We start from the raw sequence: 17,834 nt of genomic DNA on the forward strand, positions 1-17,834 counted from the left end.
CGCCACCTCAGCGCCTTTTTCGATCCACACCGGGAGCCCGAACCCCATGGCTGAAATTCTTGCGCTGCGTGACGCGGTGAAGCAATTGGTGAACGACGGCGATACCGTCGCACTCGAAGGCTTCACCCATTTGATCCCTACGGCAGCGGGTCATGAAATCATTCGTCAGGGCAAGAAAGACCTGACGCTGGTGCGTATGACGCCTGACCTGATCTACGACCAGTTGATCGGTGCCGGGTGCGCCCGCAAGCTGATTTTCTCGTGGGGCGGCAACCCGGGCGTCGGCTCCTTGCATCGCCTGCGCGACGCGGTCGAGAAGCAGTGGCCGCAGCCGCTGGAAATCGAAGAACACAGCCACGCCGACCTTGCCAATGCCTACGTCGCCGGCGCTTCGGGCCTGCCATTCGCGGTGCTGCGGGCCTACGCAGGCTCCGACCTGCCGAAGGTCAACCCGCTGATCAAAACCGTGACCTGCCCGTTCACCGGCGAAGTGCTCGCGGCGGTGCCCTCGGTGCGCCCGGACATCAGCGTGATCCACGCGCAAAAGGCCGACCGCAAGGGCAACGTGTTGCTCTGGGGCATTCTGGGGGTGCAGAAGGAAGCGGCATTGGCCGCCAAGCGTTGCATCGTCACCGTCGAAGAAATCGTCGACGACCTCAACGCGCCGATGAACAGTTGCGTGCTGCCGACGTGGGCCTTGACTGCGGTGTGCCATGTGCCCGGCGGCGCGCACCCGTCCTACGCACACGGTTACAACGAGCGCGATAACCGCTTCTACCAGGCGTGGGACCCGATCGCTCGTGACCGTGAGACCTTTACCGCCTGGATCGACGAGTACATCCACGGCACCGCCGACTTCAGTGAATTCCAGGCCAAGCTGGCCGCCGCGCAGGAGGCCCAGTAATGGCTTATTCGACCAATGAAATGATGACCGTGGCCGCCGCGCGCCGCCTCAAAAACGGCGCGGTGTGCTTCGTCGGCATCGGCCTGCCGTCCAAAGCCGCCAACCTCGCGCGCCTGACCTCGTCGCCGGACGTGGTGTTGATCTACGAGTCTGGCCCGATTGGCGCCAAGCCCTCGGTGCTGCCGCTGTCCATCGGCGACGGCGAATTGGCGGAAACCGCTGACACCGTCGTGCCCACCGGCGAGATTTTTCGCTACTGGCTGCAAGGCGGGCGCATCGATGTGGGGTTTCTCGGCGCCGCTCAAGTCGACCGTTTCGGCAATATCAACACCACCGTGGTCGGCGATTATCACCAGCCTAAAGTGCGCTTGCCGGGTGCCGGCGGCGCACCGGAGATCGCCGGTTCCGCCAAGAGCGTGCTGATTATTCTCAAGCAATCGTCGCGCTCGTTTGTCGACAAGCTGGACTTCATCACCTCCGTCGGCCACGGCGAAGGCGGCGATTCACGCAAACGCCTGGGCCTGCCGGGTGCAGGTCCCGTAGGGATTATTACCGACCTGTGCATCATGGAGCCGGAAGAGGGCACTCATGAGTTCGTCGTCACCGCGCTGCACCCAGGCGTTACACGCGAGCAAGTGGTGGCGGCCACCGGTTGGGCGATTCGTTTTGCCGAGCAACTGACCACCACGGCCGAGCCCACCGACATCGAACTGACGGCCCTGCGTGATCTTGAAGCACGCACTGCCGCCGCCCATGGCCAAGCCCCCGGAGAAGCCTGATGCGCGAGGTATTTATCTGTGATGCGATTCGCACGCCCATCGGCCGCTTTGGCGGTGGCCTCTGCAGCGTACGCGCCGATGACTTGGCGGCCCTGCCGATCAAGGCATTGATCGAGCGCAACCCCTCGGTGGATTGGCAGGCAGTCGACGAAGTGTTCCTCGGCTGCGCCAACCAGGCCGGTGAAGACAACCGCAACGTCGCACGCATGGCGCTGTTGCTCGCCGGCCTGCCGGAAAGCGTGCCGGGTGTGACCCTCAACCGTTTGTGCGCTTCGGGCATGGACGCCATCGGCACTGCGTTTCGCGCCATCGCCAGCGGCGAAATGGAGCTGGCGATTGCCGGTGGCGTCGAGTCGATGTCCCGCGCGCCGTTCGTTATGGGCAAAGCCGACGCGGCGTTTTCACGCAACATGAAGCTGGAAGACACCACCATCGGCTGGCGTTTTATCAACCCGTTGATGAAAGCCCAATACGGTGTGGACGCCATGCCGCAGACCGCCGATAACGTCGCCGATGACTTCAAGGTGTCGCGCGCCGACCAGGACGCTTTTGCCCTGCGCAGCCAGCAACGCACCGCCGCTGCGCAAGCCGCCGGGTTCTTCGCCGAAGAGATCGTGCCGGTACGGGTGGCGCATAAAAAAGGCGAAACACTGGTCGATCAGGATGAGCACCCAAGAGACACCACACTGGAGGCCCTGAGCAAACTCAAACCGGTGAACGGCGCGGACAAAACGGTGACCGCCGGCAATGCCTCCGGTGTGAACGACGGCGCGGCGGCGTTGATTCTGGCGTCTGCCGACGCGGTAAAAAAACATGGCCTGACCGCCCGCGCCCGCGTGTTGGGCATGGCCAGCGCCGCTGTCGCACCGCGGGTAATGGGGATTGGCCCGGTGCCGGCGGTACGCAAATTGGTGGAGCGCCTGGGCTTGGCGATCAGTGACTTTGATGTGATCGAACTCAACGAAGCATTCGCCAGCCAAGGCCTGGCGGTGCTGCGCGAGCTGGGCATCGCCGATGATGCGCCGCAGGTCAATCCGAACGGCGGTGCTATCGCCCTCGGCCATCCGTTGGGCATGAGCGGCGCGAGGCTGGTGTTGACAGCTCTGCATCAGTTGGAAAAAACCGGCGGCCGCAAAGGCCTGGCGACGATGTGTGTGGGCGTCGGCCAAGGCTTGGCCTTGGCGATTGAACGGATCTAACAAGAGAGGATTGCTGCATGAGTGACAAGCCCGGATACCGGCGCCCGCAAGCGGGCACTCAACCTGATTACCTGCACCCGGCCTACCAGTCGACGAACCTGCGTTCGCCGTCCCAGCCGTTGGTGTTTCTGCCGCATTCGTTGTCGGAAATCACCGGCCCGAGCATCGGCGCCGAGCGGATTGCCGATAAAGACAACGACCTGACGGCCCAGCACGAAGGCGAGCCGCAGGGCGAGCGCATCATCATTCATGGTCGTGTGCTGGATGAAAACGGCCTGCCGCTGCCGGGTATTCTGGTGGAGATCTGGCAGGCCAACGCCGCCGGTCGCTACAACCACCAGCGCGACCTGCACGATGCGCCGCTGGACCCGAATTTTACCGGCACCGGCCGCACCGTCACCGACGCCGACGGTTGGTATCAATTCCAGACCATCAAGCCCGGCGCCTACCCGTGGGGCAACCACCACAACGCGTGGCGCCCGGCGCATATCCATTTTTCGCTGTTCGGCCCGAGTGTGCTGACGCGCTTGGTCACGCAGATGTATTTTCCCGGCGACCCGCTGCTGGAATACGACCCGATCTATAACTGCGTACCGGACACCTCGGCCAAGCAGCGCCTGATCGCGCGCTTCGACCTGGAAAAAACCATTCCTTCCTATGCCCTCGGCTACCGCTGGGACATCGTCCTGCGCGGCCGCGACGCCACGCCGATGGAGAAGTGAGATGACCCTTAATGCGACCACGTCCCACACCGTTGGGCCGTATTACCACATCGGCCTGACCTGGCTGAACCGCGAAGACCTGACCGTACCGGCGACCCTCGGTGAGCGCGTAGCGATCAGCGGGCAAGTGCGCGACGGCAACGGTGATGTCGTCAACGACGCGATGCTCGAAGTCTGGCAGGCGAATGCCGCCGGCAAGTACGACCACCCTGAAGACGAGCAAGACAAAGCCTGTGACCCGAACTTCGAAGGCTTCGGCCGGGTGCCGGTGGACGCCGAAGGGCGTTTTCGCTTTACCACGATCAAGCCGGGCAGCGTGCCGGGTTTGAAAGGCACGACTCAGGCGCCGCACCTGGTGGTGTTGGTGTTTGCCCGTGGGCTGGTGAAACACTTGCTGACGCGGATTTATTTCGACGGTGAGGCGTTGAATGGTGATGACCCATTGCTGGCGTGTGTACCGGCAGCGCGGCGCAGCACCTTGATTGCCCGGCAGGATGCGGCAGGTGTGCACCAGTGGGATGTGGTGTTGCAGGGCACAGACGAGGAGACCGTGTTTTTCGACTATTGAGTTGGCTTGAGATCGCATCGGGAGCAAGCCCCCTCCCACATTTGAATGCATTCCCAGCTCCACACGCAGGAAGGCCTGGTGAATGTGAGCAGGTCAAAATGTGGGAGGGGGCTTGCTCCCGATGAGGCCCTCTCAGGCAACCCATAGCCAAAAGTCTGCTTGCGGAACGTGGTTGTTGCAAAGTATGTCTAGGCTATAACCGTTCCCTCAGAGTAAAAAAAATGACAACAACAACCAGTCACTACACCGGAGAAGAGCGCCGAAAACGAATTTTTGCGATTGTCGGTGCGTCCTCCGGCAACCTCGTCGAATGGTTCGACTTCTACGTCTACGCGTTCTGCGCGATTTACTTCGCCCCGGCATTTTTCCCGTCGGACAACCCTACGGTGCAACTGCTCAACACCGCCGGTGTGTTCGCCGCCGGTTTCTTGATGCGGCCTATCGGCGGCTGGCTGTTTGGCCGGGTGGCCGACAAGCACGGGCGCAAAAACTCGATGATGATCTCGGTGCTGATGATGTGCGCCGGGTCCCTGGTCATCGCCTTTTTGCCAACCTACAAAGACATTGGCGCCTGGGCACCGGCCTTGCTGCTGGCCGCGCGCTTGTTCCAAGGCCTGTCGGTGGGCGGCGAATACGGCACCACCGCCACCTACATGAGCGAAGTCGCGCTCAAGGGCCAGCGCGGCTTCTTCGCCTCGTTCCAATACGTCACCCTGATCGGCGGCCAGTTGCTGGCGGTGCTGGTGGTCGTGATCCTGCAACAGTTTCTCAGCGAAGACGAACTGCGCGCCTGGGGCTGGCGGATTCCGTTCGTGATCGGTGCGATTGCGGCGGTGATCTCGCTGTTGCTGCGCCGTACCCTGAAGGAAACCACCAGCAAGGAAACGCGCCAGGACAAGGACGCCGGCAGCATTGCCGCGCTGTTCCGTGACCACAAGACAGCGTTCATCACCGTGCTCGGCTACACCGCCGGCGGCTCGCTGATTTTTTACACGTTTACCACCTACATGCAGAAATACCTGGTGAACACCGCCGGGATGCACGCCAAGACCGCCAGCTACATCATGACCGGCGCGCTGTTCCTCTACATGTGCATGCAACCGCTGTTCGGCATGCTGGCGGACAAGATCGGCCGACGTAACTCGATGCTGTGGTTCGGCGCGCTGGGCACCCTGTGCACGGTGCCGATTTTGCTCAGCCTGAAAACCGTCAGCAGCCCGTTCCTGGCCTTTGTGCTGATCACCCTGGCGTTGGCCATCGTCAGTTTCTACACCTCGATCAGCGGCTTGGTGAAGGCGGAAATGTTCCCGCCGCAAGTGCGCGCACTCGGTGTGGGCCTGGCGTACGCGGTGGCCAATGCGATTTTTGGCGGCTCGGCGGAATATGTGGCGTTGGGCCTTAAATCCCTGGGCATGGAAAACACCTTTTACTGGTACGTCACGGCGATGATGGCGGTGGCGTTCCTGTTCAGTTTGCGCCTGCCCAAGCAGGCGGCTTATTTGCACCACGATCTGTAAGGGATGAGTTATGACGCTGCGCACGAGCAATCAGCTGTTCGACGCTTACTTCACGGCTGACAGCATGGCCGAAGTGTTCTGCGACCAAGGGCGCCTGCAGGGCATGCTGGATTTCGAGGCCGCGCTGGCGCGTGCCGAGGCCAAGGTCGGGTTGATCCCGCAGGCCTCCGTCGCACCGATCGCCCAAGCCTGCCTTGCGTCTTTGTACGACGTGGATGCGCTTGGCGAGGCGATTGCCACGGCCGGCAACTCGGCGATTCCACTGGTGAAGGCGCTCGGCAAGCTGATTGCCAGTGAAGACGTCGACGCCGAGCGCTACGTGCATGTGGGCGCCACCAGCCAGGATGTGATGGACACTGGCCTTGTTCTGCAACTGCGGCGCGCGATTGAACTGATCGACACTGACCTGGCGCAATTGGGCGACGTACTTGCGGCGCAGGCCCAGCGTTATGCGAGCGTGCCACTGGCTGGTCGCACGTGGTTGCAGCACGCCACGCCGGTCACCTTGGGGATGAAAATCGCCGGTTGGCTGGGGGCCGTGACGCGCAGCCGCCAGCGCCTGGCCGAGCTGAAGCCACGCGTGCTGGTCGTGCAATTTGGCGGTGCGTCCGGAACCCTCGCAGCGCTCGGCGAACAGGCGATGCGGGTGGCTGAGGCGCTGGCGGCGGAGCTGCAACTGGGTATGCCCGAGCAACCCTGGCACACCCAGCGTGATCGGTTGGTGGAGTTCGCCAGCGTGCTTGGCTTGATCGCCGGCAGCTTGGGCAAAGTCGGCCGCGATATAAGCCTGCTGATGCAGACCGAAGCGGCGGAAGTCTTTGAGCCGTCAGCACCGGGCAAAGGCGGTTCCTCGACCATGCCGCACAAACGCAACCCGGTGGGCGCCGCCGTGTTGATCAGCGCCGCCACGCGTGTGCCGGGCCTGGTCGCCACGATGTTCAGCGCCATGCCCCAGGAGCACGAGCGCAGCCTGGGCCTGTGGCATGCCGAATGGGAAACCCTGCCGCAGATTTGCCGGCTGGTGTCCGGCGCCTTGCACCAGGCGTTGCTGGTGAGTGAAGGCCTGGAAGTCGACCCCGAGCGCATGGCACACAACCTTGATTTGACCCAAGGCCTGGTGCAGGCCGAAGCCGTCAGCATCGTGCTTGCCCAACGCCTGGGCCGCGAAACCGCGCACCATCTGTTGGAACAGTGCTGCAAGCGTGCGGTCGCAGAAGGGCGGCATCTGCGCGCGGTACTGGCGGACGAGCCGCAGGTGTGTGCCGAGCTGTCGCCGGCTGACCTGGACCGCCTGCTGGACCCGGCCCACTATTTGGGCCAGGCGCGTACGTGGGTCACTCGCGCGGTGGCCGAACACTTTGCATTGACCGCCTGACTGCCTGACGCCAAAAGGAGACCGCTGTGGCATTTATACAACTCGCCGAGGGCGAACTGCACTACCAACTGAATGGGCCTGTGGATGCGCCAGTGTTGGTGCTGTCCAACTCGTTGGGCACTGACTTGCATATGTGGGACATCCAGATCCCGGCCTTCACCGAGCATTTTCGCGTGCTGCGGTTCGACACCCGTGGCCACGGCAAATCCTTGGTGACCGAGGGGCCGTACAGCATTGAGCAACTCGGGCATGACGTGATCGCGCTGTTGGATGCCTTGGGCATTCAGCGTGCGCATTTTTGCGGGCTGTCCATGGGCGGCTTGATCGGCCAATGGCTGGGCATCAACGCGGGTGAGCGCCTGCACCGGCTGGTGATCTGCAACAGCGCTGCCAAAATCGGCACGCCCGAGGTCTGGAACCCACGCATTGAAACGGTGTTGCGCGACGGCGCGGCCGCCATGGTCGCCCTGCGCGATGCGTCGATTGCGCGCTGGTTTACCGCCGATTTCGCTGCGGCGAATCCGCATCAGGCCAAGCAGATTACCGACATGCTCGCGGCCACAAATCCCCAAGGCTATGCGGCCAACTGCGCAGCGGTACGCGACGCGGATTTCCGCGAGCAATTGTCATCGATCAAAGCGCCGACCCTGGTGATCGCCGGCAGTGAAGACGCGGTCACGCCGCCCGCCGGTAGCCACCTTATTCAGGCTCAAGTGCAGGGCGCCGAGTACGCTGAGTTTTATGCGGCGCACTTGTCGAGCGTCCAGGCCGGCGCTGCGTTCAGCCAGCGCGTGCTGGAATTTTTGCTGGCGCGTTGACCCGCCTGAACCTGTGGCGAGGGGCTTGCTCGCCACAAGGTTGTTCCGGTTTTTTTGTTGCCCGGTTTGTTAAGGAGTTTTTGTGGACGAGAAACAACGTTATGCCGACGGCCTGCAAGTGCGCCGCGAAGTGCTGGGCGACGCGCATGTCGACCGCAGCCTGAATGCCCTGACCGAGTTCAATAGCGAGTTTCAGGAAATGATCACCCGCCACGCCTGGGGTGACATCTGGACCCGCCCCGGCCTGCCTCGGCATACCCGCAGCCTGATCACCATCGCCATGCTGATCGGGATGAACCGCAGCGAAGAACTCAAGCTGCACCTGCGTGCGGCCGCCAGCAATGGCGTAACCCGCGCCGAGATCAAGGAAGTGCTGATGCAAAGCGCGATTTACTGCGGGATTCCGGCGGCGAACGCGACGTTTCACCTCGCCGAGTCAGTGTGGGATGAGCTGGGTGTTGAGTCTCGCGAATAGGGCTTAGCGCGAATCGGCATCCCACACCCAGTTCCACACACCCGGCAGATGCACCGGCTCATTCACATCCTTCACCGTGCGCGCCAGCGCGCGCGCTCCAGTGCGGCGTGGTCGGTGTAGAACGGTTCGGTGGCGGTTTTAATGCCGTTGATGCGGGCGCTGTCCATCAGGATTTGCAGGTATTCCTGTAAATGCCGCGCGGTGTAGCGGTTGATGTCGTGGAAGGTCACCACCACCGGTATCACGCCATCCACCGTCGGCAACTCGCCCAGCGCGATGTGCTCGCGGACCACCGACAGTTGCCGATACAAATTGGCGCGGCGCCGCGGGCTGCCGTTGAAACCCCAGATTTTGCCGTCATTCGCACTCAGGTCGGTGAGCAGCACCTGCATGCCGTGGCGCCGGTAAGCGGCGAAGGTGCGCTTGTCGTAGTTCCAGAAGGGTGGGCGCACCAGCACAGGCGAGGTGCCGGTGATCGCGGCAATATGCGCTGCACCCACGGTGAGCGTGCGTTCCAGCTCGGCGTCATTCAGCCAGCGGTGGTTGGTGTGAAACGCCGTGGCGGTGTGGAAGGCGAGGATATGGCCAGCGGCGTATTCACGCTGCAGGGTCTTTTGGCCGCGAGGGCTGCCGCCGGAACGCGAGCCTTCAGTCTGCACGAAGAACACCGCCTTGATGCCCGGCAATACCGGGTTGTGCGCCAGGTCGGCGACCACCGAACGTGTTGGGTTGTTGTAGCCTGACGCGCTGGGGCCGTCATCGAAGGTCAATAGAAACCGGATCGGCGCTTGGGCCTGCAGGCGTTGTTCGGTCTGCGCTGTCAGGGCGATGGGCGCGCCGATGCAGCCGCTGAGCAGGATCGACAGAATGACAATGAGGTAGTTCATGGCGGCCTGGGCTAAGAAAGGTTGATCCGCGTCGATGAGCTCCCTGCGCCGACCGAAAGGCGCGAGAACAATACAGCATGATCGTGCCCGCCTTCACGGCTAAAACGTGCCGATAGTCTTAAAGGCGCAGGTTTAGGTTTGTTGCTGGGCTTTATCCCAAACCGAACGCGTTCAACTGTGGCAGCGGGCGTGCTCGCGATGCGGGCACCTTGGCCCATCAGGCACACCGGGTTGATGCCATCGCGAGCAAGCCCGCTGCCACAAAAGCGCTGTTGATCTGGCCGTTTACAGCAGGCTGACGGGGTAGCTGAGGATCAAGCGGTTTTCATCGAATTCATTGTTGCTGTAGTCGCGGCGCATGCTCGAATTGCGCAAGCGCACGGTTAAATTCTTCAGCGCGCCGCTCTGCACCGTGTAGCCCAATTCACTCTCGCGGCCCCATTCCTTGCCGTCGGTGACGGTGCCCGTGTGCACGTTGCTGCCGCTGATATAGCGGTTCATCAGCGTCAGGCCGGGGATGCCCAGTGCGGCAAAGTTGTAGTCGTGGCGCACTTGCCAGGATTTTTCCTCGGCGTTGTCGTAGCTGGAATTGTAACTGTCGTTGGCCAAGGTGCCGCCGCTGGTGCCATTAACGCGCATCCACGCGCTGTTGCCGGTGAGCTTTTGCAGGCCGACATAGAAGGTGTTGCCGCCGTATTTGGCGGAAAACAGGCCGGACCAGGTCTTGTTGTCCAGGCTGCTGGCGCGGGCGCTGCCGTCGTCCTTGCCGTAGAAGAACCCGAGGTTGGCACCCAAGGTCCAGTCGCCCGCGGGCTGGCTGTGGATCAGGTTGACGAACTGCTGGCGGTAGATGTCCTTGAGCTGGGCATTCCACAAGCCGATTTGGGTGCGCTTGTCGTTGAACGCGTATTCGCCACCCTGGAAGTTAAAGCGGTCGGAGGTAAACGCGGGTTTACCGAACATCGACAGCTCGTTCATGCTGCTGTCGTCGCGTGGGCTGTTGGCGCGAAACTGACCGCCATAAAGGGTCAGGCCGGCAATTTCCCTGGAGGTGATTTGCCCGCCGCGCAGGGTTTGCGGCAAGGAGCGGCCATCGTCCGAACGCAGAATGGGCAGCACCGGCATCCATTCGCCGACCTTGACTTCGGTCTTGGAAATACGCGCCTTGAACGCCACGCCCAAGCGCCCGAACTCATCGGCAGGGCGGCCGTCGTGGTCCAGCGGCAGTAACTGTGTACCGCCCGTGCCGCGCCCGCCATCGAGCTTCAACGAATACAGGCCCAGCACATCCACACCGAACCCTAGCGTGCCCTGAGTAAAACCGGACTTGGCATCCAGGATGAAACTTTGCGTCCACTCCTGCGCGCCGCCCTGGGCCTTGGTCGGGTTGGTGTAATTGCGGTTGAAGAAGAAATTGCGCAGGTTGAGAGTGGCGCTGGCGTCTTCGAGAAAGCCGTGTTCTTCGGCAATGACGGGCAAGGCAAAACTGGCGACGGCGGTGGCCAGCAACAGTTGGCGCGGGTGCAAGGTGTTCATGGCGTTGAACCTATTGTTATTGGGGTTATGCAGGTGCGGGCCATGGTGCGCGGCGCTGCAGGCGCGATGAAAGTGGGGCAGGGCGGGTTGTGGGCGATGATCGAACGAATTTGTGCTGCGCTCGGCCCAACAGCTTCAGGTGTTTCGGTAATCAGCGCGCATAAAAAAACCGCTTCCGGTGAGGGAAGCGGTTTGTTTTACAGGCTTGCGATCAGAACAACTTCAGCGGCGGAGCCTGTTCTTTCAACGGCTCGTGCTGCGTGGTCTGCTCGTTCCAGCCACCGCCGAGGGCCTTGTACAGGTTGACCTCTGCGGTCAACTGCGCCAGGCGGTCGGTGATCAGCGATTGCTGGGCACTGAACAGTTGGCGCTGGGCGTCGAGGAACGTCAGGTTGCTGTCGACACCAATGCGGTAGCGGCGCTCGGCCAGGCGGTAGTAATCCTGGTTGGCTGCGACGAAGCCGCGCTGGGCGTCCAGCTGCTGCTTGTAGGTTTCACGCGCGGCGAGACCGTCGGAAACTTCCTGGAAGCCGGTCTGGATCGCCTTCTCGTAGTTCGCCACGTTGATCTCTTTCTGGATCTTCGAGTAGTCCAGGCTTGCGCGCAGGCTACCGGCATTGAAGATCGGGATGTTGATCTGCGGAGCAAACGACCAGGTACCCGAACCGCCTTTGAACAGGCCGCCCAGGTTTGGGCTGGCAGTACCGGCGCTGGCAGTCAGGCTGATGCTCGGGAAGAACGCTGCACGCGCTGCGCCGATATTGGCGTTGGCGGCTTTGAGGTTGTACTCGGCCTGCACAATGTCGGGACGACGTTGCAGCAGGTCCGAAGGCAACCCGGCAGGGACTTCGCTGAGCAGGTCATCGGCCAGCGGCTTGCTGGCGATATTCGCCGGCAGGCCGGTACCCAGCAGCAGCGTCAGGCTGTTTTCGTCCTGCGCCACCTGGCGCGTATAACGCGCCAGTGCCACGCGGGCGTTTTCTACCGAGGTACGCGCCTGGCTGAGGTCGAGGGCCGAGGCCACGCCGACTTCGTTGCTGCGCGAGGTCAGTTTGAAGCTCTGCTCGTAGGCGCCCAAGGTGTCTTGGGTCAGCTTGAGCAGTTCCTTGTCGGCCTGCCAGGTCAGGTAGGCGTTGGCCACACTGGCCACCAGGCTGATCTGGGTGCTGCGACGCGCTTCTTCAGTGGCGAAGTACTTTTGCAGCGCTTCTTCACTCAGGCTGCGCACGCGGCCGAACAGGTCCAGCTCATACGAGCTGATCCCCAAACCGGCCGAATATTGGCTACCGATAGTTGCTTCGCCGGTCTGCGACAGCCTGGCCGGGGTGCGCGAACGGGTGCCGCTGCCGGTGGCCGAGACTGCGGGAACAGGTCGGCGCGCTGGATCTGGTATTGCGCCGCGTAAGCGTCGATGTTCAAGGCCGCAACACGCAGGTCACGGTTGTTCACCAGTGCGGTCTGGATCAGCTGTTGCAGGGCAGGGTCATGGAAAAACTGCTTCCAGCCCTGTTCGGCAGCGGCCTGGCCCGGCGCCTGGGCCGACGAATACGCCGGCCCCTGCGGGAACTGGGCAGCCACCGGCGCCTCGGGGCGCTGATAGTCAGGTATCAGCGAGCAGCCACTGAGCACGAAGGCGGTGACGGCTAGGGAAAGTAGCGACTTGCTCATTGGCCAGCCTCTTTAGGAGTTTCAGTAGTCACCGTCTTTTTACGCGCGCCAATCGACGACACGGTTGCGAAGAACAGTGGCACCCAGAAGATCGCCAGGACGGTGGCGGTGATCATACCGCCAATCACGCCAGTACCGATTGCGTGTTGGCTGCCTGAGCCGGCACCCGACGAGATCGCCAGTGGCAATACGCCGAGGATGAACGCCATGGAGGTCATGATGATAGGCCGCAACCGCATGCGGGACGCCTCGATGGCCGCCTCGACGACGCCTTTGCCTTGCTCATGCAGCTCCTTGGCGAACTCGACAATCAGAATGGCGTTTTTCGCCGCCAGGCCCACCGTCACCAACAAGCCCACCTGGAAGAACACGTCGTTGGACAGGCCACGCATGCTGGTAGCGATCAACGCACCGACAACCCCGAGTGGCACCACCAACACGACAGCGATCGGGATCGACCAGCTTTCGTACAGCGCTGCCAGGCAGAGGAACACCACCAACAGCGACAAGGCGTACAGCGCAGGCGCCTGAGAACCGGACAAACGTTCTTCGTACGACAGGCCCGTCCAGGCGTAACCGACACCCGCTGGCAATTGCTTGGCGAGACGTTCGACTTCGGCCATGGCGTCACCGGTACTGTAGCCCGGCGCCGGCGTACCGAGGATTTCCATCGCCGCTACACCGTTATACCGCGAGAGCTTGGGCGAGCCGAAGATCCACTTGCCGGAGGCGATGGCCGACAACGGCACCATCTTCCCGGAGTCGCTGCGCACGTACCATTTGTTCAGGTCTTCGGGCGACATGCGGCTGGCGGCTTCGCCCTGCACGTAAACCTTCTTCACCCGACCACGGTCGATGAAGTCGTTGACGTAGCTGCCACCCAGGGCAATCGCCAGGGTCTGGTTGATGTTCGACAGCGTAATGCCCTGCGCACTGGCCTTTTCGTCATCGACGGTGAGCTCGTACTGCGGCTCATCGTTCACCCCGTTAGGGCGCACGCCGGCGAGGATTTTGCTCTGCGACGCCATGCCGAGGAACTGGTTACGTGCTTCCATCAGCTTGTCATGGCCGACACCGCCCTGGTCTTGCAGGAACACGTCGAAACCGGTGGCGTTACCCAACTCCAGTACCGACGGCGGCACGATGGCAAACACCATGGCGTCCTTGAACGTCTGCATGAAGTAGCCTTGCGCACGCTTGGCAATCTCGAATACCGACGTCGACGCGTCACGTTCATCCCACGACTTGAGCATCACGAATGCCAGGCCGGAACTCTGGCCACGGCCGGCGAAGTTAAAGCCGTTCACGGTAAAGACCGACTTCACGCCCTTGCCTTCACCTGGCTCGCCTTCCTTGTCATTGAGCAGGTAGATACGCATGTCGTCGATGACTTTTTGCGTACGCTCAGCCGTCGAACCCACCGGCGTCTGCACCTGGGCAAAAATCACGCCCTGGTCTTCATCGGGCAGGAACGCCGCCGGGATCCGCATGAACAGCCAGATCATGCCGGCGAAGATCAGCAGGTACACCAAAAACGCCGGGATCTTGTGCTTGATCATGTTGCCGACGCCGCGCTCGTAGCTGAGTACGCCACGGTCGAAGGTACGGTTGAACCAGCCGAAGAAACCACGCTTGGGTTGGCCGTGTTTTTCAGGGTCGATCGGCTTGAGCATGGTGGCACACAAGGCCGGGGTGAAGATCAGCGCAACCAGTACCGACAGCGCCATGGCCGAAACGATGGTGATGGAGAACTGTTTGTAGATCACACCGGTGGAACCACCGAAGAATGCCATCGGCAGCAGTACCGCCGACAGTACCAGGGCAATACCCACCAGGGCGCCCTGAATCTGGCCCATGGATTTGACCGTCGCCTCTTTCGGCGACAGGTGTTCCTCAGCCATTACCCGTTCGACGTTTTCCACCACCACGATGGCATCGTCCACCAGCAAGCCGATGGCCAAAATCATGCCGAACATGGTCAGGGTGTTAATGGTGAAGCCGAACGCGGCCAGAATCCCGAATGTACCCAGCAATACCACCGGAACGGTCATGGTGGTGATGATGGTGGCACGGAAGTTCTGCAGGAACAGGAACATCACCAGGAACACCAGCACGATCGCTTCGATCAGTGTGTGCACTACACCAGAGATCGATTCGGTGACCACCGGCGTGGTGTCATACGGCACTACTGCCTTCATGCCTGGCGGAAAGAACGGTTCCAGCGATTTCACGGTTTCGCGAATGGCTTTGGCGGTGTCCAAGGCGTTGGCACCGGAGGCCAGCTTGATCGCCATACCGGAAGCCGGGTTGCCGTTGAACTGCGCGCTGATGCTGTAGGTCTGGCCGCCCAGTTCAATACGCGCGACGTCTTTGAGGCGAACCTGCGAGCCGTCGGTATTGACCTTCATCAGGATGTTGCCGAACTGTTCGGCTGTTTGCAGGCGGGTCTTGCCGATGATAGTGGCGTTCAACTGCGTGCCGGGCAGGGCAGGCAAACCGCCCAATTGGCCGGTCGCTACCTGCACGTTCTGCGCGGAGATCGCCGAGCTCACATCAACGGGCGTCAGCTGGTAATTGTTCAGCTTGGCCGGGTCGAGCCAGATACGCATGGCGTACTGCGAACCGAAGACCTGGAAGTCACCTACACCCGCTGTCCGCGAGATCGGGTCCTGAATGTTCGACACGATGTAGTTGGACAGGTCGTCCTTGGTCATGCTGCCGTCTTCCGACACCAGACCAATCACCATCAGGAAGTTCTTCACCGACTTGGTCACGCGGATGCCCTGCTGCTGCACTTCTTGCGGCAGCAGCGGGGTCGCCAGGTTCAACTTGTTCTGCACCTGAACCTGGGCGATGTCCGGGTTGGTACCCTGGTTGAACGTCACGGTGATGGTCATGCTGCCGTCGGAGTTACTGTCCGAGGAAACATAACGCAGGTTATCAATACCGTTGAGCTGTTGCTCGATCACCTGTACCACGGTGTCCTGCACGGTTTGTGCGGACGCGCCTGGGTAGGTCACCTGGATGTCGATGGCGGTTGGCGCAATGGCCGGGTATTGGTTGATCGGCAGCTTCAGGATCGAGAGTGCCCCGACCAGCATGATCACCAGGGCAATTACCCAGGCGAAAATGGGACGGTCGATAAAAAATTTCGACATGGGTTACTCCCCTTTGCCAGGAGCGGCAGCGGCAGCAGGAGCAGCGGTATCGGCAGGCTTGGCGTTCGCAGCATCCTTGACCGTGACCTGGGCGCCAGGCTTGACGTACTGCAAGCCTTCGGTGATCACACGGTCACCGGCGTTCAAGCCTTTTTCCACCAGCCAGTAGGCGCCGTAAGTACGGTTGGCCACCAGTTCACGCTGTTCTACCTTGTTGTCGGCGTTGACGATCAGCGCCGTGGGTGTGCCCTTGAGGTCGCGGGTCACGCCTTGTTGCGGCGCCAGGATCGCCTTGCTGTTCACACCGGCTTGCAACTGGGCGTGCACGAACATGCCCGGCAGCAGGGTGTGGTCAGGGTTGGGGAACACGGCGCGCAGGGTCACGGAGCCAGTGGTCTGGTCGACCGACACTTCAGAGAACTCCAGCTTGCCGTCCTGGCCGTAGTCCGTGCCGTCTTCCAGGGTCAGTTTGACCTTGGCTGCGTTGGCGCCGGCTTTCTCCAGTTGGCCGCTTGCCAGGTCACGGCGCAGTTTGAGCATTTCAGCGGAGGACTGCGTGACGTCGACGTAGATCGGGTCCAGTTGCTGGATCACCGCCATGGAATCGGTCTGGCCGTTGCTGACCAGCGCGCCTTCGGTGACCGACGAACGGCCAATACGCCCGGAAATCGGCGCGTACACCTTGGTGTAACGCACGTTGATTTGAGCGGTTTGAACGTTGGCTTCGGCGGTCATGCGGTTTGCGACGGCGGTGTCGTATTCCTGACGGCTCACGGCTTGCTCATCGACCAACTGCTTGTAGCGGTCGGTAATCGATTTGGTCTGGGTCAGCGTCGCTTGTGAGCTTTTCAGGGTCGCTTCATACACCGACGGGTCGATCTGATAAAGCTGCTGGCCTTCCTTCACATCGGCGCCTTCTTTGAACAGGCGCTTGAGAATGATGCCGTTGACCTGCGGCCGGACTTCCGCAATGCGGTAGGCGGTGGTGCGCCCCGGCAGTTCGGAGGTCAGGGTGAAGGCTTGCGGTTGAATGGTGACCACGCCGACCTGAGGGGTTTGGGCGGGCGGAGCCGCTTCTTCCTTTTTACATCCGCTGAGCAGCGATGCCAGGGCGACGGCAGTGACCAGAGCGGTAACAGCTGGCTTAAGTTGCATGAAGATCCTCGGGTCAGGCGCGCAGAGTGCGCACAAGAAGTGTGGAAGGGTAAAAAACAAGCCGTGAGTGGATAAGTAGCTTGCTACGCAATATACTTACGTTCATGGTTGTTTGTAAACTCTTGACAGGTTTTGCGCAATGTAGACAAAGCAATGCCCAAAGCCTCGATTTTAGTAAGTTCGGCGCCCATGACGGTGTCGTCCCACAATTATTCAGATGATGGTCCAGCACCATCCACAGTGTCCTGATTGAGGTTTTACTGCCATGGTTCGTCGTACCAAAGAGGAAGCTCAGGAAACGCGCAGCCAGATTCTCGACGCCGCCGAGCAGGCTTTTTATGACCGCGGGGTCGCGCGGACCACGCTGGCGGACATCGCCGCGTTGGCCGGTGTGACGCGCGGCGCTATTTATTGGCATTTCAGCAATAAGTCCGATTTGTTGCAGGCACTGCTCGACACGCTGCACGAACCCCTGGATGAATTGGCCCGGGCGAGTGAGAGCGAGGATGAAGTCGACCCGCTTGGCTGCATGCGTAAGCTGCTGATTCATTTGTTTCATCAAGTTGCTCTGGACCCGAAAACCCGGCGCATCAACGAGATTTTGTTTCATAAGTGCGAGTTCACCGATGAAATGTGTGACATGCGTCGCCAGCGCCAAACTCACAGCCTGGAATGCAACCTGCGTATCGGTCTGACATTGCGTAACGCGGTCCATCGCGGGCAACTTCCAGAAAATCTCGACCCAGCCCGTGCTGCGGTGTGCATGCACGCCTATATCAACGGGCTGATTGGCCAATGGCTGCTGGTACCCGAGAGTTTTCAACTGCATCAGGAGGCTGAACGCTGGGTGGACGCAGGGCTGGACATGCTGCGCCTGAGCCCTGGGCTGCGCAATTGAGACAAAATGCGTAATTGCGTCTATTTGTGTCAGCAGTAAAGACTAGACACAGTCGATGTTCCGTTCACCTGATGGATGGGGTTGACTTTATACGGGCTGGCGGGCGGTTGATAGGTAGTCGCCTAAGTATTTTGTAGCAGTTTTGTTGCAGCGGTGTGAAGGAATGTTACTCAGG

13 protein-coding genes and 2 pseudogenes are annotated in these 17,834 nt (G+C 61.3%); 10 read left to right on the forward strand and 5 right to left on the reverse strand.

The genetic code is table 11. The features are described 5' to 3' along the window. The first annotated feature begins 46 nt into the window (after window positions 1-46). The 9 genes from F0169_RS22565 (at window position 47) to pcaC (ending at window position 8,357) form a co-directional block, all read left to right on the forward strand. On the forward strand, window positions 47-904 hold the full coding sequence (locus F0169_RS22565; RefSeq protein WP_058413598.1) for a CoA transferase subunit A: 858 nt from the start codon (window positions 47-49) through the stop codon (window positions 902-904). Beyond that, window positions 904-1,683: a CoA-transferase subunit beta gene (locus F0169_RS22570; RefSeq protein WP_122250522.1), complete on the forward strand. Its 780-nt coding sequence runs from the start codon at window positions 904-906 to the stop codon at window positions 1,681-1,683. The genes F0169_RS22565 and F0169_RS22570 overlap by 1 nt, the downstream gene beginning before the upstream one ends. Beyond that, the gene (pcaF, locus tag F0169_RS22575; RefSeq protein WP_172979523.1) at window positions 1,680-2,882 is read left to right on the forward strand and encodes a 3-oxoadipyl-CoA thiolase; all 1,203 of its coding nucleotides are present in this window, start codon (window positions 1,680-1,682) and stop codon (window positions 2,880-2,882) included. The genes F0169_RS22570 and pcaF overlap by 4 nt, the downstream gene beginning before the upstream one ends. A gap of 17 nt (window positions 2,883-2,899) precedes the next feature. Beyond that, window positions 2,900-3,604 (forward strand): protocatechuate 3,4-dioxygenase subunit beta, encoded by a 705-nt coding sequence (gene pcaH, locus F0169_RS22580; RefSeq protein ID WP_058413595.1) that lies wholly within the window; start codon window positions 2,900-2,902, stop codon window positions 3,602-3,604. A gap of 1 nt (window position 3,605) precedes the next feature. Then, window positions 3,606-4,172, forward strand: coding sequence for a protocatechuate 3,4-dioxygenase subunit alpha (gene pcaG, locus F0169_RS22585; protein WP_152747659.1), 567 nt, complete (start codon window positions 3,606-3,608; stop codon window positions 4,170-4,172). Between the two features lie 221 nt (window positions 4,173-4,393). Then, window positions 4,394-5,689: an MFS family transporter gene (locus tag F0169_RS22590; protein ID WP_099238535.1), complete on the forward strand. Its 1,296-nt coding sequence runs from the start codon at window positions 4,394-4,396 to the stop codon at window positions 5,687-5,689. Between the two features lie 10 nt (window positions 5,690-5,699). Further along, window positions 5,700-7,064 carry a 3-carboxy-cis,cis-muconate cycloisomerase gene (locus F0169_RS22595; RefSeq protein ID WP_152747660.1) on the forward strand — a complete coding sequence of 455 codons (1,365 nt, stop codon included), beginning with the start codon at window positions 5,700-5,702 and terminating at the stop codon, window positions 7,062-7,064. A 26-nt stretch (window positions 7,065-7,090) separates the two neighbouring features. Then, window positions 7,091-7,882 (forward strand): 3-oxoadipate enol-lactonase, encoded by a 792-nt coding sequence (pcaD, locus tag F0169_RS22600; protein ID WP_172979521.1) that lies wholly within the window; start codon window positions 7,091-7,093, stop codon window positions 7,880-7,882. A gap of 82 nt (window positions 7,883-7,964) precedes the next feature. After that, a complete protein-coding gene (gene pcaC, locus F0169_RS22605; RefSeq protein WP_024073913.1) occupies window positions 7,965-8,357 on the forward strand; it encodes a 4-carboxymuconolactone decarboxylase in 393 nt (130 codons plus the stop codon). 3 nt (window positions 8,358-8,360) lie between these two features. On the opposite strand, the pseudogene F0169_RS22610 reads toward pcaC, so the two are convergent. The 5 genes and pseudogenes from F0169_RS22610 to F0169_RS22635 form a co-directional block, all read right to left on the reverse strand. Continuing rightward, window positions 8,361-9,244 (reverse strand): annotated as a pseudogene (locus tag F0169_RS22610) (polysaccharide deacetylase family protein). Between the two features lie 285 nt (window positions 9,245-9,529). Next, the gene (locus tag F0169_RS22615; protein ID WP_152747661.1) at window positions 9,530-10,780 is read right to left on the reverse strand and encodes an OprD family porin; all 1,251 of its coding nucleotides are present in this window, start codon (window positions 10,778-10,780) and stop codon (window positions 9,530-9,532) included. A gap of 211 nt (window positions 10,781-10,991) precedes the next feature. Next, window positions 10,992-12,448, reverse strand: a pseudogene (gene adeC, locus F0169_RS22625) (AdeC/AdeK/OprM family multidrug efflux complex outer membrane factor). Then, the gene (locus tag F0169_RS22630; RefSeq protein ID WP_058413587.1) at window positions 12,445-15,606 is read right to left on the reverse strand and encodes an efflux RND transporter permease subunit; all 3,162 of its coding nucleotides are present in this window, start codon (window positions 15,604-15,606) and stop codon (window positions 12,445-12,447) included. Before F0169_RS22630 ends, adeC begins: the two are co-directional and overlap by 4 nt. 3 nt (window positions 15,607-15,609) lie before the next feature. Then, window positions 15,610-16,761: an efflux RND transporter periplasmic adaptor subunit gene (locus F0169_RS22635; RefSeq protein WP_058413586.1), complete on the reverse strand. Its 1,152-nt coding sequence runs from the start codon at window positions 16,759-16,761 to the stop codon at window positions 15,610-15,612. A gap of 265 nt (window positions 16,762-17,026) precedes the next feature. Here F0169_RS22635 and F0169_RS22640 point away from each other — a divergent pair, with 265 nt between their 5' ends. Further along, complete coding sequence (locus tag F0169_RS22640) at window positions 17,027-17,659, forward strand: TetR family transcriptional regulator (protein ID WP_122250529.1); 633 nt, start codon at window positions 17,027-17,029, stop codon at window positions 17,657-17,659. Window positions 17,660-17,834 lie beyond the last annotated feature (175 nt).

This window comes from Pseudomonas kitaguniensis (assembly GCF_009296165.1).
GTDB lineage: Bacteria > Pseudomonadota > Gammaproteobacteria > Pseudomonadales > Pseudomonadaceae > Aquipseudomonas > Aquipseudomonas kitaguniensis.